At 72.5% G+C, this 15,007-nt stretch carries 14 protein-coding genes; 12 read left to right on the top strand and 2 right to left on the bottom strand.

The features are described 5' to 3' along the window. Window positions 1-62 precede the first annotated feature (62 nt). The 4 genes from JSX79_RS12815 (at window position 63) to JSX79_RS12800 (ending at window position 2,713) form a co-directional block, all read left to right on the top strand. Window positions 63-638, top strand: a complete 576-nt coding sequence (locus tag JSX79_RS12815) for a DUF6286 domain-containing protein (protein ID WP_070418039.1) — start codon at window positions 63-65, stop codon at window positions 636-638. Beyond that, window positions 635-1,198: an alkaline shock response membrane anchor protein AmaP gene (locus JSX79_RS12810; protein ID WP_229086586.1), complete on the top strand. Its 564-nt coding sequence runs from the start codon at window positions 635-637 to the stop codon at window positions 1,196-1,198. Before JSX79_RS12815 ends, JSX79_RS12810 begins: the two co-directional genes overlap by 4 nt. Before the next feature lie 64 nt (window positions 1,199-1,262). Next, a complete protein-coding gene (gene aqpZ, locus JSX79_RS12805) occupies window positions 1,263-2,075 on the top strand; it encodes an aquaporin Z (RefSeq protein ID WP_229086585.1) in 813 nt (270 codons plus the stop codon). 98 nt (window positions 2,076-2,173) lie between these two features. Then, a complete protein-coding gene (locus tag JSX79_RS12800; protein WP_092387250.1) occupies window positions 2,174-2,713 on the top strand; it encodes a DoxX family protein in 540 nt (179 codons plus the stop codon). A 71-nt stretch (window positions 2,714-2,784) separates the two neighbouring features. Here JSX79_RS12800 and JSX79_RS12795 read toward each other — a convergent pair whose 3' ends face one another. Continuing rightward, on the bottom strand, window positions 2,785-4,365 hold the full coding sequence (locus JSX79_RS12795; RefSeq protein WP_070419581.1) for a Na+/H+ antiporter: 1,581 nt from the start codon (window positions 4,363-4,365) through the stop codon (window positions 2,785-2,787). A gap of 131 nt (window positions 4,366-4,496) precedes the next feature. Continuing rightward, window positions 4,497-5,306, bottom strand: a complete 810-nt coding sequence (locus JSX79_RS12790; RefSeq protein ID WP_071294607.1) for a DUF427 domain-containing protein — start codon at window positions 5,304-5,306, stop codon at window positions 4,497-4,499. A gap of 136 nt (window positions 5,307-5,442) precedes the next feature. Here JSX79_RS12790 and JSX79_RS12785 point away from each other — a divergent pair, with 136 nt between their 5' ends. The 8 genes from JSX79_RS12785 to JSX79_RS12750 are packed head-to-tail and all read left to right on the top strand — an operon-like array spanning window position 5,443 to window position 15,006. Then, the gene (locus JSX79_RS12785) at window positions 5,443-6,504 is read left to right on the top strand and encodes an LLM class flavin-dependent oxidoreductase (protein WP_229086584.1); all 1,062 of its coding nucleotides are present in this window, start codon (window positions 5,443-5,445) and stop codon (window positions 6,502-6,504) included. Beyond that, on the top strand, window positions 6,501-7,844 hold the full coding sequence (locus JSX79_RS12780) for an LLM class flavin-dependent oxidoreductase (RefSeq protein ID WP_070418889.1): 1,344 nt from the start codon (window positions 6,501-6,503) through the stop codon (window positions 7,842-7,844). Before JSX79_RS12785 ends, JSX79_RS12780 begins: the two co-directional genes overlap by 4 nt. Then, on the top strand, window positions 7,841-9,163 hold the full coding sequence (locus tag JSX79_RS12775; RefSeq protein WP_229086583.1) for an NtaA/DmoA family FMN-dependent monooxygenase: 1,323 nt from the start codon (window positions 7,841-7,843) through the stop codon (window positions 9,161-9,163). The genes JSX79_RS12780 and JSX79_RS12775 overlap by 4 nt, the downstream gene beginning before the upstream one ends. A gap of 39 nt (window positions 9,164-9,202) precedes the next feature. After that, a complete protein-coding gene (locus JSX79_RS12770; protein WP_229086582.1) occupies window positions 9,203-10,762 on the top strand; it encodes an ABC transporter substrate-binding protein in 1,560 nt (519 codons plus the stop codon). After that, window positions 10,759-11,742, top strand: a complete 984-nt coding sequence (locus JSX79_RS12765; protein WP_229086581.1) for an ABC transporter permease — start codon at window positions 10,759-10,761, stop codon at window positions 11,740-11,742. The genes JSX79_RS12770 and JSX79_RS12765 overlap by 4 nt, the downstream gene beginning before the upstream one ends. Then, entirely contained in the window at window positions 11,739-12,629 is an 891-nt protein-coding gene (locus tag JSX79_RS12760; RefSeq protein ID WP_229086580.1) for an ABC transporter permease, read from the top strand. Before JSX79_RS12765 ends, JSX79_RS12760 begins: the two co-directional genes overlap by 4 nt. Continuing rightward, entirely contained in the window at window positions 12,626-14,200 is a 1,575-nt protein-coding gene (locus JSX79_RS12755) for an ABC transporter ATP-binding protein (RefSeq protein WP_229086579.1), read from the top strand. The genes JSX79_RS12760 and JSX79_RS12755 overlap by 4 nt, the downstream gene beginning before the upstream one ends. Window positions 14,201-14,235: 35 nt before the next feature. Further along, on the top strand, window positions 14,236-15,006 hold the full coding sequence (locus JSX79_RS12750; RefSeq protein WP_229086578.1) for an SDR family oxidoreductase: 771 nt from the start codon (window positions 14,236-14,238) through the stop codon (window positions 15,004-15,006). Window position 15,007 lies beyond the last annotated feature (1 nt).

The following is a 15,007-nucleotide window of genomic DNA, read 5'->3' as shown; positions in this document are numbered from 1 at the left end:
CCCACATCGAACTCACCGGGATCGTGCGCGAGCACCAGTCCCGGATCGCCTAGGAGGCCATCATGAGCAACGGTTCCGTCGAACGACGCATCCGTCGCCGGAGCGTGCACCGCTCCCGCTCGACCGCCGTGGCGGTGTCGCTCGTGGTCCTCGCCCTGGTCGCCGCGTGGATCGGCACCGAAGCGGTCCTCGCCGCCATCGGCCGGCCCCCGCTGCTCGCGGACCCGCAGACCGTCGTCGACGCCGCGCTCCGCCCGGACGCTGCGTTCGTGACGATCGCGGAGGTCATCGCCGTGGTCCTTCTGGTCCTCGGCGTGGTCCTGATCGTCCTGGCCCTGAAGCCCGGCCGGCAGCACCGCTCCGTCATCGACCACGACCGTGGTGCCGTCGTCATCGACACCCGCATCCTCGCCTCCACCGCCGCGAACGCCGCCGGGATGGCCGCGGGAGTCCCGGAGGGCAACGCGTCCGCGACCGCCCGCGGACGCTCCACCACGGTCCGTGTGGTGCCCGTCAGCGGGATCCCCGTCGACGACACGGTCATCCGCGACGCCGTCCGGGACCGCCTCTCGGGGCTGGACGAACGCTTCGGCCGACGCGTCAGCGTCACGGTCGAGGAGAAGGGAACCCTCGCATGACCAAGAGCAACCGGACCCTGAACCGGATCATCCTGTTCGTCCTCGGCCTCGTCGCGGTCATCGTCGGCATCACCATCGGCGCGGGCGTCCTCCCCGCCGTCCGCGACGCCGTCGAACCCTACGCGACACTCCCGAACCGGCTGAGCGTGCCGGCGTCGTCGCTGTGGATCATCGTCGCGGCCTGCGCCGTGGTGATCGTCCTGGCGTTGGTGTGGGTGTTCACCCGCGGTGGGGGCGGCACGTCCGTCGCCGTCCGGGAACGCTCCGGCGACGACCAGGTCACCGTCAACGTCGCCCTCGTCCGCGACGTCGTCGACCACGAACTCGACGGCGTCCGCGACGTCATCAGCGCCCGCGTCGACACGTACCTCGTCCGCCGGCAACGCGCCGCACGCATCCGCGTCGCGGTCCGCCGCGGCGGCGACGCCGTCACCGTCCTCACCGCCGTCGACCACGCCATCACCGTCCTGGACCGCACCCTCGGCCGGCAGATCCCCGTCCTCGTCCACCTCACCGGCGGCACCCGCTCCACCCTCGCCAAACCCACCCGCGTCCACTGACAGCCGTCGGAACACCGACGACCGGCCGGAACACCGACACCCGCACCGAACGGAGAACACCACGATGGCGAACCGCAACCACGACCGCGCCGCGGACGAACCCGTCAGCGAGTCCACGTCCGAGCAGCGACGTGAGGATGCGGCCGCCTGGTCGCCGGCGGCCCGGTACGCGTCCGAGCTCTTCGGCACGTTCCTGCTCGTGCTCGGCGGCGTCGGCACCGCGCTGTTCGCCGCGAACGTCCCGAGTGCCACGGACAACCAGCAGGGCGTCGGCTACCTCGGCGTGGCCCTCGCGTTCGGTCTCACGCTCGTGGCCGGGATCTCGGCCGTCGGACACATCTCCGGCGGTCACTTCAACCCCGCGGTCACGCTCGGTCTGCTCGCCGCGGGCCGCACCGATGCCCGCCACGTCGCCGGCTACATCGTTGCCCAGATCGTCGGTGGGCTCGCCGCGACGAGCATCATCGCCGCGGTGCTCTCCGGCAAGCCGGGGGCCTTCGCGGCCGCTCGTGACGGGGGCTTCGCCTCGAACGGGTACGGCTCGGCGAGCCCCGGCGGGTACGGCCTCGGGTCGGTGTTCCTCGCCGAGGCGGTGCTGACCGGTGTCTTCATCGCGGTGATCCTCTCGATCACCGCCAAGAAGGAGTACCAGGCGGTCGCACCGCTCGGGATCGGGCTCACCCTGACGCTGATCCACCTCGTGAGCATCCCGATCAGCAACACCAGCGTGAACCCGGCGCGCTCGATCGCCGCGGCCGTCTACGGCGGGGCGACACCGCTCGCGCAGCTCTGGGTCTTCATCGTCGCCCCGATCGTCGGTGCCGTCGTCGCCGGTGTCATCGTCCGCGTGAGCGGTCGACGCCAGCTCACCAGCTGACGACCACCGCATCGCGGGACGCCCCGCCGGTCCACACCGGACCGGCGGGGCGTACGTTCTGCGACACCGCTACCGACCACCGACCACCGGGAGAACGCATGAGCGCACGCACCACGACCGCTTCCGTCACCGCCAAGACCCTGCTCCGCATCGCCCTCGGCGCCGTCCTCGTGTCGCACGGCTCCCAGAAGCTCTTCGGCGCGTTCGGCGGCGGCGGCATCGAGGGCACCGCCCAGGGCATGCACCAGATGGGCTTCCGGCCCGGCCGCCGCAACGCCGTCCTGGCCGGGATCGGCGAGGCCGGCTCCGGTGCCGCCCTCGCGCTCGGCCTGGCCACCCCGATCGCCGGTGCGGGCGCCGCGACGACCATGGGTGTCGCCTCGAGCGTGCACACCCCGAACGGCTTCTTCAACGCCGACGGCGGGTTCGAGTTCCCGGCGTTCCTCGGCTTCTCGGCGGCGATGTTCGCCCTCGGCGGCCCCGGTCCGGTGTCCCTCGACCACGCGTCCGGCCACGTCTTCGACCGTCCGTGGTTGCGGGGACTCGCCCTCGCGGCGGTCCCGGTGGCGATCGCGGTCCAGGTCGCGCAGCGTCGGAAGGCGCTTGCCTCGGAACCGGCGGCTGCCGACGAGTCGTAGGACGTGACGGACGGGAGGCGCGGTGCCAGCCAGCACCGCGCCTCCCGTCCGGGCACTCGCCGGCGAGACCGTCAGGTCGTGGTGACCCCGCTCAACCGCGCCTCCTCCGCGTCGTACCCCGACCGCACCTGCCGCAGCACGAGGTCGTCGATCTCGTCGGCGTCCCGCAACCGCAGGAGCGTCGCGGCCTTGTGCCGGACCAGCGCGAGCTCGAGGGCGACCGCGGTGTCGTGCCGTTGCAGGGCCGGGTGGTCGTCGTCCTCCTCCTCGCGGGCCTGGATGACGTCGAGGTGCGCCTCGTAGTCCTTCCGCACCCGCTCCACGGTCGCACGGTCCGCGCCGGTCGAGCGGGCCAGGCGGGGGAGTGCGTCGAGTGCCTCCTCGATCGCGGTGCGCTCGGCGTAGCGGCGCTCCTCGCCGACCGACTCGTCCTCGGGCAGCGCGGCCCGGCGCAGGACGGCCGGCAGCACCAGGGCCTGCCCGACGATCGTGACGACGACGACCCCGGCGGTGACGAAGACGATGAGGTCCCGGTCGGGGAAGGCCGCGCCGGACTCGAGGGTCCGGGGCACGGCGACGGCCATCGCGAGCGACACCGCCCCGCGGAACCCGGCGAAGCCGCTGACGAGCCGGTCCCGGTGGCCCTCACGCGGTGCTCCGCCGGACCGTCGGGTGACGAGCCACACGGTGCCGCCGGCTGCGTTGAGGAACGCGAACCGCACGAGCACGAGGGCGATCGACACCGCGGCGATCACGCCGGTGGCGCGCAGGAGCTCGGCGGGCTCAAGCGCACGGGCGGCGACCATCGCCTCGATGCCGACGAGCACGAACAGCGCGCCGTTCAGCAGGAACGTCAGGAACGACCAGAACGCACGGACCTGCTGACGGGTCTCGGCGCGGTCGAGCTTCGGACCGACCTGGCTCACCACGATGCCGGCGGCCACGACCGCGAGGACGCCGGAGGCCCCGATCGCCTCGGCACCGAGGAACGCGACGAACGGCACGAGGAGCGTCACCAGGTTCTCGAGGACGACCGTGTCGACGCGCCGGAGCACCTGCGTGCCGAGCCACGCCGCGACCAGACCGGCCGCCACGCCGCCGAGGTAGGACAGCGCGAGCATGCCCGAGACGCCCCAGAACGTGAGCTCCTGCGTGCCGACCGTGACCGCGACGGCGATCCCGTAGACCACGAGCGTGGTGCCGTCGTTGACGAGGCTCTCGGCACGCAGCACCGTGACGTTCCGGCGCGGCAGCATCTTCGTGAGCACCCCGACGGCCGTGGCGTCCGTCGGGGCCACGGCAGCACCGAGCACCCAGGCCGGACCCCACGGCATGCCGAGCAGGTGGAGCAGGACGGCGATCGCCCCGGCCGTGACCACGACGAGCAGCGTGCCCATCAGGACGATGCCGCGCAGGTTCTTCCGGATCTCGCGCAGGGACGTCGTCAGGCTCTCCCAGTACAGCAGCGCCGGCAGGAAGAGCAGCAGGACGGCGTCGGCGGGGAGCTGCACACCCGCGAACTCGGGCACGAGGGCGAGCAGCGCGCCGAAGACGAGCAGCAGCACCGGCGGGGCGACCCGGATGCGGTCGGCGATGCCCGCCGTCAGGGCGATGGCGAGGCCGAGCACGACCACCAGTTCAGGTCCCAGCACACGCACTCCTCGATCGACCGACACCCCAGTCAACGCGGTGGGCGCTGACAGCGCACACGCGCGCCGGGCGGTGGTCGCGACCAGTGCCGGACGGGAGGCGCGGGTCGGGCCCGACCCGCGCCTCCCGTCCGTCAGACGCGCAGGTCCACCGCGGACGACGCGCGGACGCCGTCCACCTCGACGACCACCCGCTCACCCCAGAACGCGACGCGGTCGCGCACGGCGGCGACCGCGGGGAAGGGGTCCGGGTAGGACCACGCGACGTCCTCGACGGTGCCGTCCGCGCGTCGGACACCCCAGTACGCGGTCGCGTGGCCCTTGTACGGGCACTCGCTGACGGTGTCGGTGGCGACGAGCTCGTCGAACCGGACGTCCTCGCGGGGCAGGTACCAGCGCGTCGGCAGGCCGGTCTCGTACACGGCGACGGGCGAACGGGAGTCGGCGAGCACCCGGTCGCCGTCGCGGACCACGACGTGCCGGCTGCTCGGGAGCGCGTCCACCCGGTTGTGCGGGTCGCGGGGATGGGTGATGACGCGCTCGTCCTCCTCGTACCAGGCGTCCAGGACTCCCGGGGTCCACGTGACGCCGAGCCACCCGTCGAGGCCGTCGTCGTCCCACGACCAGGCGACGTGCGGGACGACCCGGTCGGGGAGCCGGAGGTGGTACCAGCGTCGGGCCGGTCGGACCGGGCGCCAGGACCGACCCGGTGCGGGTGCGTCGTCCGCCGGCGACAGGAGGTCGGTGCGGACGTCGGCTCGTGGGATCCCGTACTCGGGGACCTTGTGGCCGGCCTCCCACACGAGGATCGGCGCACGGGTGTCGACGACCGTCAGGCCGTCGACGACCGCGCGGACCCAGCGGCTGCTCGGCTCCCACGTGAGGTGGTCCGGCAGGGCGGGGTGACGACGGCGGAGGGTGTCGGATTCGGCGGGCTGCGGCACGGGGCGATCATGCTCCTCGGACGCGGTCCGTGCGCACTCCTACGTTGTGTGACGTCGCGCAACGCTCCGTTACGTCGCCGCTCGTGGTCCGTCGGTGGTGCGTGTTTGCATCACTCCACTGACGAGGGAGTGTTCCATGACGCACGTCGAACGGGCCGCCCGCGTGGCCTCGGTGCCACTGCGGATCGCGGTGTTCTCGCACGGGACGGAAGCGCCGCCGGCGAGCCGGGCGTACCGCGACGAGCTGGACCTGTTCGCCGCCGCGGAACGACTCGGGTACGAGAGCGCGTGGGTCCGTCAGTTCCACTTCCGACACGACGACGACCCGACCCGCGGCGGGCTGCCGTCACCGTTCGTCTTCTTCGCCGCCCTCGCCGAGCGCACCTCGACCCTGCGGCTCGGACTCGGTGCGGTGACGCTCCCGCACGAGGACCCGGTCCGCGTCGCCGAGGACGCCGCGGTGCTCGACGCGCTCAGTGACGGCCGGGTCGAGCTCGGCGTCGCGAACGGCGGCGGCCCGGAGACCCTCGACGTCTTCGCGCCGGACCTCGCCCACGCCGAGCACGAGGCACGTCGGGCGGCCTTCGACGCCCAGCTCGACACGCTGCTCGCTGCGCTCCGCGGGGAGCCGCTCGGGACCGGCACGGCCCGACTGAACCCGGACGGCAGCGCACTGCTGGACCGGCTCTGGGACGCCACCCTCACCGCCGGCAGCGCCGCGATCGCCGCCACCCGGGGTCACGGGGTCCTGGTCGGCACGACCCAGACGGTACCGGCCGAGGTCACCGCCGCCGCCTACCTCGACGCGCTGCCCGACGGCGCGGTGCCGCGGGTGGCGCTCTCCACCGCGATCTACCCGGCCCGTGACCGTGCCACGGCGCTGCGCGAGGCCCGTGCCGGCATCGAGGCGAAGTACGCGTGGGGCGAGTCGTTCCTGCCCCCGGCGTCGACCCTGGCCGAGAAGGCCGCGTCGCTGAACCTGCACTACGGCACCGCCGAGGACATCGCCGAGTCGATCCTGTCGAAGCCGTACTCCCGGTACGCCACGCAGCTCAACGTGCAGGTCGAGCACGGCTACGCCGACCAGGGACGTCGGCGCGAGGCCCTCGCGCTGTTCGCGGAGGACGTCGCGCCACGCATCGGGGCGACGGTGGGGCCGGTCGCACCGGCACGGACACGAGAGGCGGTGACGGCATGACGCGCGACGGCGGCCTCGTGCTGGGCGGGATGGTCTTCTACCCGGGCGGTGAACACGTCACGAGCTGGAGGCTGCCCGGCAGCGAACCGGAGCAGTACCTCGACGTGGAGTACTACGTCCGGTTCGCCCAGACGCTCGAGCGCGGCGGGTTCGCGACGCTCTTCATCGCCGACGAGCTCTACGTCTGGGACCGCTTCGACTCCGGCATCGACCACGTCGTGAACATCCGCACCGAGCCCTTCACGCTGCTCGGCGCGCTCTCGCAGCGGACCGAGCACATCGGACTCGCCGCCACGGTGTCGACGACGTACAACGAGCCGTACCACGTCGCACGGAAGCTCGCCTCGCTCGACCACCTCAGCGAGGGCCGCGCCGCGTGGAACCTCGTCACGAGCGCCTCCGACGAAGAGGCGTGGAACTTCGGGCGCGACGCCAACCTCGACCACGCGGTGCGCTACCGGCGCGGGGCCGAGTTCGTCGACGTCGTGCAGGGACTCTGGGACAGCTGGGACGACGACGCCTTCCTGCACGACAAGCAGTCCGGGTACTTCGCCAAGCGCGAGGGCCTGCACGTCCTCGACCACCAGGGGGAGTTCTTCCGAGTGCGGGGACCCCTCAACATCGCCCGTCCGCCCCAGGCGCACCCGGTGCTGTTCCAGGCCGGCGCGTCCGAGGCCGGCCGAGCGCTGGCGGGGGCGAAGGCCGAGGGCGTGTTCACGCTCTGGCAGGACGAGCTCGCCGACGCGCAGGCGCTGTACGCCGACTACAAGCGCCGAGCCGTCGACAACGGCCGCGACCCGTCGTCGATGCTCATCCTGCCGGCCGTGTCGCCCGTCATCGGCGACACCGAGGCGGACGCGCTGCGCCAGCTCGACGAGATCGAGGAGCTCACGCCGGACCGCGTCTCGCTCGACCTGCTCTCGCACTACCTGCAGACCGACCTGTCCGACCGGCCGCTCGACGCGCCGTTCGAGCACGTCTTCGACGAGTCGTCGATCACCCAGTCGAAGTCGGTGTACGAGTCGATCCGACGCATCGCCGCGGACGCCACGACGCTGCGCGAGGTCTACCGGACGATCCTGCGGCGCCGGTTCCTGCCCGGAACACCCGAGCAGATCGCGGACTGGCTGACCGAGCGCTACGAGCAGGACGCCGCGGACGGCTTCATGCTCGCGTTCTCGTCGATCCCGGTGAGCGTGGACCGGTTCGTCGACCAGGTCGTCCCGGAGCTCGAACGCCGCGGCGTGTACGACCGCACGTACCGCGGGGACACCCTGCGCGAGCAACTCGGGCTGGCGCGACCGGCGAGCACGCTCCGGACGGCGGAGGTCTCGGCATGAGCGACCGGATCCTGCTCGGTGCGTTCGCCTTCCACCCCGGCGGCGCACACGTCACCGGCTGGCGGCACCCGTCGTCGCGGCCGGCCGAGCACCTGACGATCGGCCACCACCGCCACATCGCGCAGAGCGCCGAGCGCGGGTTCTTCGACACGCTGTTCCTGGCGGACGGCCTGTACTTCTGGGACCGGTACCCGTCGGGCGTCGACCACTACGGCGCGCTCCGCCCGGAGCCGTTCACCCTGCTCGCGGCGCTGTCCCAGGTGACCAGCCGCATCGGACTCGCGGCGACGGTCTCGACCACCTACAACGAGCCGTACCACGTGGCGCGGACGATCGCCTCCCTCGACCACATCAGCCGGGGCCGCGCGGCGTGGAACCTCGTCACGAGCCGCTACGACGAAGAGGCCCGGAACTTCGGCGGCGACGCGCACATCGACCACTCCCGCCGGTACGAGCGCGGCCGCGAGTTCGTCGACGTCGTCCACGGTCTGCTCGACAGCTGGGACGACGACGCGATCCGTGCGGACGCCGCGTCCGGGATCTTCGCCGACCGGGACGGGCTGCACCGGCTCGACCACGACGGGGAGTTCTTCCGGGTGCGCGGTCCGCTCAACATCGCCCGGCCGCCGCAGGGCCACCCGCTGCTGTTCCAGGCCGGCGGCTCCGAGTCCGGCCTCGAGCTCGCCGCCGACACCGCGGACGCCGTGTTCACGCGGGGTGGGTCCGCGGCCGACGTCCGTCGGTTCGTCGACGACCTGCGCGCCCGGGCGGTCCGACACGGTCGCGCTGCCGACGCCGTGAAGATCATGCCCTCGGTCATGCCGGTCGTGGGAGAGACCGCCGCCGACGCCCGGGCCGAGGCGGACGCGATCCTGGCGCTCACCCCGGACGCGCTCATCCTCGAGGACGTGTCGCACCAGATCGGGCAGGACCTGTCCGGGCGCGACGTCGACGTGCCGTTCGACTACGCCGAGGAGTTCGACACCTCGAACGAGACCCGGTCGCCGAAGCCCGCGGTCGAGCGCCTGCTCGCGGACGGGCCGGCGACGCCCCGCGACGTCTACTCGTGGTCGTACCGGCGGAGCCTGCTCACCGGCACCGGGCCGGAGATCGCCGACCGGCTCGAGGAACTCGCGGACGACGGCGGAGCGGACGGCTTCATCGTGCAGTTCCCGTACCTGCCGGGTGGCATCGACCGCTTCGTCGACCACGTCGTGCCCGAGCTGCAGCGCCGCGGCCGGACCGCCACCACGTACGACGACCTCACCCTGCGCGAGCGGTTCGGACACCCCCGCGTGCCCGACCGTGCGCACCGCTGACCGCACCACCCCCTGCACCCCGAACCCCAGGAGCCAACCATGACCGTCGACCTCACGTCGCGGCGGCGTCGCCTCAAGCGCCTCGCCCTCGCGGCCACCGCGTCCGCCCTCGCCCTCACCCTCGCCGCGTGCTCGTCCGGCGGCGACGCCTCGTCCGGCTCGTCGGACGCCGGCACCTACACGCTCGGCCTCCAGGAGCCCGACAGCACCATCAACCCCCTCACCACGTCCGACTACAACGCGATGTTCATCGTCGGGCTGGCATCCGAGGGACTCCTCAGCCAGGACGCGCAGGGCAAGCTCGAGGGCCGGCTCGCCGACTCCTGGAAGGCCTCGTCCGACGGGCGCACCTGGACCGTCACCCTGCGCGACGGCCTGAAGTTCTCGGACGGCGCCGCCCTCACGAGCAAGGACGTCGTCGCGACGTTCGACTCGATCATCGGCTCGGACAGCCAGTCGCCCGGCAAGTCGAGCTTCGAGGGCATCCTCGGCTCCGTCGCCGCGGACGGCGACTCCGCCGTGGAGTTCACGCTCGACAAGCCCTACGCCGACTTCCCCTACCTGCTCACCGGCTCGAACACGACGATCCAGCCCGCCGGCTTCAAGGCATCGACGAACTGGGCGAAGCAGCCCGTCGGTGCCGGCCAGTTCGTGCTGTCGAAGTACTCCGCCGGCCAGGGCGCGACGTTCACGAAGAACCCCGACTACTGGGACGCGAAGGACGTCGACCTCGAGAAGGTCGACGTGAAGTTCTACGCCGACGACCAGGCACAGCTGCTGGCCTTCCAGAGCGGCGAGATCGACCAGATCGCGTCGAGCCCGACCGCGACCTCGACGCTGCAGGCCTCCGACTACAACGAGACCAAGCCGTACTACAACAAGTTCGACGGCATCTTCCTCGACGTGACCAAGGCGCCGTTCGACGACCCGGACGTCCGCGAGGCGTTCGCCCTGGCGCTCGACCGGAAGGAGATCGTCAAGACGGTCTACGGCGGGAACGCCGAGGTCGGCAACGACACCACGTTCTTCCCGAGTTCCGCGATCCAGCCGAAGGGCCTCGAGCAGCGGTCGCAGGACGCGGCGAAGGTGCGGGAGCTCCTCGGCGGCAAGACCGTGTCGTTCGAGATCACCACGCTCGACGCCGAGAAGGCGCTCGCCCAGGTGGTGCAGCAGCAGCTCGAGGCCGTCGGCGGGTTCGACGTCACGCTCAAGGTCCTCACGAGCGCGCAGTACTACGCCGACGGGGCCGACACGCCGTGGCTCAACGCCCCGGTGACGATCACGAACTGGGCGCAGCGACTGCCGGCCCAGTACGTCGACCTGATCTACCGGTCCGGCGCCGCCTGGAACGCGTCGAAGTACTCGAACCCGGAGCTCGAGACCCTCGTCGACCAGTACGAGTCGACCACGTCGGAGTCCGAGCGGCAGGACCTCGCCGACCGGATCGCGACGATCGAGTGGACGGATCTGCCGGTGATCGTGCCGGCGTTCGCGTCGAGCAGCATCCTGCTGCAGAAGCGCGTGACGGGGACCTTCCGGTCCGGGCAGGACTTCCCGGGCGGGTTCGACTTCCGCGGGATCGGGGTCACCTCGTCATGAGCACCGCGCGCCGTCGTCGTCTGCTGTCCCTCGTCGGCCAGCGGGTCGTCCAGATCCCGCTCGTCCTGGTCGTGGTCTCGATCCTCACGTTCTGGCTGGTCCAGGTCGTCCCGGGGGACCCCGGTCGGAACGCGCTCGGGCAGTACGCGACGGCGGCGCAGGTGCAGGCCTGGAACGTCGACCACGGACTCGACGGCTCCCTCGTGAACCGGTACCTGCACTGGATCGGCGGGTTCGTGACCGGCGACTGGGGCACGAGCTTCGTGTACTCCGAGCCGGTGCGGGACCTGGTGCTCGGACGGCTCGGCAACTCGCTCCTGCTGGGCGCGTACGCCTTCGTGATCATGGTGCCGGTCGCCCTCGTGCTCGGCGCCGTGCAGGCCTACCGACAGGGGCGCAGGTCGGACCGTGCCGTGACGGTGGGCCTGCTGACCGTCTCCGCGATCCCGGAGTTCGTGGTCGGGATCGTCCTGCTGCTGGTCTTCGCGGTCTGGCTCCGCGTCGTGCCCGTGCAGGCGTCCGGGGCGCTCGACGCGGGGTTCGGCGAGCGGCTCCGGGTGCTCACCCTGCCGGCGGTCGTGCTGGCCCTGGCGTACCTCGCCGTCCTGACCCGGATGGTGCGGGCCGGCGTCATCGAGACGATCCGGTCGCAGTTCCACCGGACCGCGGTGCTGAAGGGGCTGACGACCGGTCAGATCGTCCGGCGGCACGTCGTCCGCAACGCGCTCATCCCGACGTTCTCGGTGCTCGGGATCTACCTCGGCACCCTGCTCGGCGGGAGCGTGATCGTCGAGACGCTCTTCTCGTACCCGGGGCTCGGCGCGCTGCTCGTGTCGGCCGCCGAGCGGAAGGACGCGCTCCTGCTCGAGAGCGGCGTGATGCTCGCCGGAGCGCTGTCCCTCGGCGCGCTGCTGCTCACCGACCTCCTGTTCGTCGTGGTGGACCCCCGGATCCGGTTCGAACGGCGGGTCACCGCATGACCGCCGTCGTCCCCGGAGCCCTCGCCACCGACGCCCCGGTCGCCACCGGGCCGGAGCAGACCGCCGGGTCGCGCCGTGCCCGCCGTGGCTGGCGCGCGCTGCTGGGCCGCCCGACCTTCCTGGTCTCGGTCGCGGTCCTCGTCTGGTGGGTCGTCCTCGCCGTCGGGTGGCACGCGCTCGGGTTGCAGCCGTTCGCGAAGACCGGGGAACTCCTGCAGGCGCCGAGTGCGGCGCACTGGTTCGGCACCGACTCGCTCGGGCGCGACGTCTTCGCCCGGGTCGCGGCCGGAGCCCGTCCGGCGCTCGTGATCGGCCCGTTCGGTGCCGCGCTCGCGACCGTCCTCGGGGGCACGCTCGGGCTCGTCGCGGGCTTCCACCGCGGCTGGGTCGACACCGCCCTGATGCGGTTCTTCGACGTGCTCCTCGCGCTGCCGAGCCTCATCTTCCTGGTGGTGCTCGTCGGGGCGTTCGGCGTCTCGACCCCGGCGCTCGTGCTCATCGTCGGCGTGCTCTTCGCACCGGGCATCGCGCGCATCGTCCGTGCCGCGGTGCTCGTGGAGATGGGCAAGTCCTACGTGCAAGCGGCCCGGCTCCAGGGCGAGAGCGCACTCCGGGCGATGCTCACCGAGCTCCTGCCGAACGTCGTCGGGGTGTTCGTCGTGCAGGCCGTCCTGAGCCTCGGTGCCGCCATCTTCATCACCGCGTCGCTGTCCTTCCTCGGCCTCGGGTCGCAACCTCCGGCCGCCGACTGGGGCCTCGACATCAACGCGAACCGCGCCTACCTGCAGGCCGCCTGGTGGACGGTCGTCTTCCCGGGCGTCGCCGTGGCGTCGATCGTCGTCGCCGCGAACCTCATCGCGGACAACCTCAAGGAGGTCGCCGAGTGAGCGAACCGCTGGTCCGGGTCGAGGGACTCACCGTCGCGTACCGCGGCGTCAGGGTCGTCGACGGGGTGTCGTTCACGATCGAGGCGGGCGGGTCGTACGGCCTCGTCGGCGAGTCCGGCTCCGGCAAGAGCACGGTGGTGGGGACCCTCACCGCCTCGCTCGGTCCGGATGCCGACGTCTCGGCGGCGGCGATCGTCGTCGACGGTTCGGACGTCCCCACGCTCCGCCGCGAACGGCTCCGGCGCTTCCGGCGTGACGTGGTCGCGGTCGTGCACCAGGAGCCGGGCCTCGCGCTGAACCCGACGATGCCCGTCGGCCGTCAGGTCGCCGAGGTGCTCCGCGCCACCGGGTCCGGGCGGGCCGAGGCCGAGTCCGGCACGGTCGAGGCGTTCGCCCGCGTCGGCCTGCCCGACCCGGACACGATCGGCGTCCGGTACCCGCACGAGCTGTCCGGCGGGCAACAGCAGCGCGTCGCGATCGCGATGGCCCTGGTCTCCCGGCCGCGGCTGCTCGTGCTCGACGAGCCCACGACCGGCCTCGACAGCACCGTCGAGGCGGGGATCATGGCGCTGATCGACGAACTGCGCGAGGAGACCGGCTTCGCCACGCTCCTCATCAGCCACAACCTGCCGCTGGTCGCCGCGCACTGCGAGCGGGTCGGTGTCCTCCGGCACGGCGTGCTCGTCGAGGAGGGGTCCGCCCGGACGGTGCTCGGTGCGCCCTCCGAGCCGTACACGGTGCAGCTCGTCGAGGCGCTGCCGGACATCACCGCGGGCAAGGCCGCACGCGGCACCACGGAGGACGACGTGCTCGTGTCGGTCCGCGGCCTCCGCAAGGAGTACGACGGGGCGGTCGCCCTCGACGGCATCGACCTCGACCTGCGACGGGGCGAGGTCCTCGGCGTCGTCGGGGAGTCCGGCTCCGGCAAGACCACGTTCGGACGGGCCCTCGCCGGTCTCGTCCGGTACGACGGCACGGTGACCACGGCTGCCTCCGCCGCGGGCGACGGCCCCGGGCGACGGACCCCGCCCGTGCAGGTCGTGTTCCAGAACGCCGACGCGTCGCTCAACCCGAGGCGGACCGTCCGGCAGGTGCTCGGCCGGGCGATCCGACTGCTCGGTGGCGAGGGCAGCGCCGAGGACCTCGCCGCCCGGGTCGGGCTCGACGCCGCGGTCCTCGACCGCCGGCCGGCGCAGCTCTCCGGCGGACAGAAGCAGCGCGTCGCCATCGCCCGGGCCTTCGCCGGTCCCGTCCCGTTGGTCGTGTGCGACGAGCCCACCTCGGCGCTCGACGTGTCCGTGCAGGCGCGGATCCTCGACCTCGTCCTCGACCTGCAGCGCACCACCGGGACCACGTGCGTCTTCGTGTCGCACGACCTCGCGGTCGTGCGTCGCGTCGCCGACCGGATCGCGGTCTTCGACGCCGGGCGGATCGTCGACGTCGGTCCGGCCGAGCAGCTGTTCGACGCGGGACGGCACCCGCGCACGCGGGAGCTGGTCGCGGCCGCGTTCGACCTCCGTCGGCGAGCGGGCCTGGTCACACCGGTGCCCGACGGGGTGGTCGACGCATGACGCACGGGGACGGACGTCCGCGGTAGCGTGCCGCCATGAGCGACGACACGACCCCCGCCCCCGCGCGTGACTCCCGCATCGCCGTCGTGACCGGCGGCGGCAGCGGGATCGGCCGCTCCGCCGCACTCGCGCTGGCGGGCGACGGGTGGGCGGTCGTGGTCGCCGGACGGCGGCGTGGCCCGCTCGACGAGGTCGCGGCCGTCTCGGAGCGCATCGTGCCGGTCGTCGCCGACGTCTCGGTCGAGGCGGACGTCCGACGGCTCTTCGACGAGACCGTCGCGCGGTTCGGCCGACTCGACCTCCTGTTCAACAACGCCGGCACCGGGGCGCCGGCGACGCAGTTCGACGAGATCACGCTCGACACCTGGGACGAGGTGCTGGCCGTGACCCTCACGGGTTCGTTCCTCTGCGCCCGCGAGGCGTTCCGGATCATGCGGACCCAGACACCGCAGGGCGGCCGCATCATCAACAACGGCTCGATCTCCGCGCACGCACCGCGTCCGCTCTCCGCGCCGTACACGGTCGCCAAGCACGCGGTGGCCGGCCTGACGAAGCAGCTCCAGCTCGACGGTCGGGCGTTCGGCATCGCCTGCGGGCAGCTCGACGTCGGCAACGCCGCCACCACGATGGGGTCGGGCGCAGCGGACGGGACGATGCAGGCGGACGGCTCGATCCGCTCCGAACCGACGATGGACGTCGCTGGAACGGGCCGAGCGGTCGCGTACATGGCCGGGATGCCGGCCGGCACGAACGTGCCGAACCTGACGGTCATGCCGACCGCCATGCCGTTCGTCGGTCGCGGCTGAC

The organism is Curtobacterium sp. GD1, assembly GCF_020882855.1.
Classification (GTDB): Bacteria; Actinomycetota; Actinomycetes; order Actinomycetales; family Microbacteriaceae; genus Curtobacterium.
The sequence above is the reverse complement of the archived record's forward strand: the minus strand, read 5'-3'. Positions and strand labels throughout refer to the sequence as shown.

Coding starts and splice junctions, on each gene's coding strand:
- JSX79_RS12815 (WP_070418039.1), top strand. CDS start 63: ATGAGCAACGGTTCCGTCGAACGACGCATCCGTCGCCGGAGCGTGCAC.
- JSX79_RS12810 (WP_229086586.1), top strand. CDS start 635: ATGACCAAGAGCAACCGGACCCTGAACCGGATCATCCTGTTCGTCCTC.
- aqpZ (WP_229086585.1), top strand. CDS start 1,263: ATGGCGAACCGCAACCACGACCGCGCCGCGGACGAACCCGTCAGCGAG.
- JSX79_RS12800 (WP_092387250.1), top strand. CDS start 2,174: ATGAGCGCACGCACCACGACCGCTTCCGTCACCGCCAAGACCCTGCTC.
- JSX79_RS12785 (WP_229086584.1), top strand. CDS start 5,443: ATGACGCACGTCGAACGGGCCGCCCGCGTGGCCTCGGTGCCACTGCGG.
- JSX79_RS12780 (WP_070418889.1), top strand. CDS start 6,501: ATGACGCGCGACGGCGGCCTCGTGCTGGGCGGGATGGTCTTCTACCCG.
- JSX79_RS12775 (WP_229086583.1), top strand. CDS start 7,841: ATGAGCGACCGGATCCTGCTCGGTGCGTTCGCCTTCCACCCCGGCGGC.
- JSX79_RS12770 (WP_229086582.1), top strand. CDS start 9,203: ATGACCGTCGACCTCACGTCGCGGCGGCGTCGCCTCAAGCGCCTCGCC.
- JSX79_RS12765 (WP_229086581.1), top strand. CDS start 10,759: ATGAGCACCGCGCGCCGTCGTCGTCTGCTGTCCCTCGTCGGCCAGCGG.
- JSX79_RS12760 (WP_229086580.1), top strand. CDS start 11,739: ATGACCGCCGTCGTCCCCGGAGCCCTCGCCACCGACGCCCCGGTCGCC.
- JSX79_RS12750 (WP_229086578.1), top strand. CDS start 14,236: ATGAGCGACGACACGACCCCCGCCCCCGCGCGTGACTCCCGCATCGCC.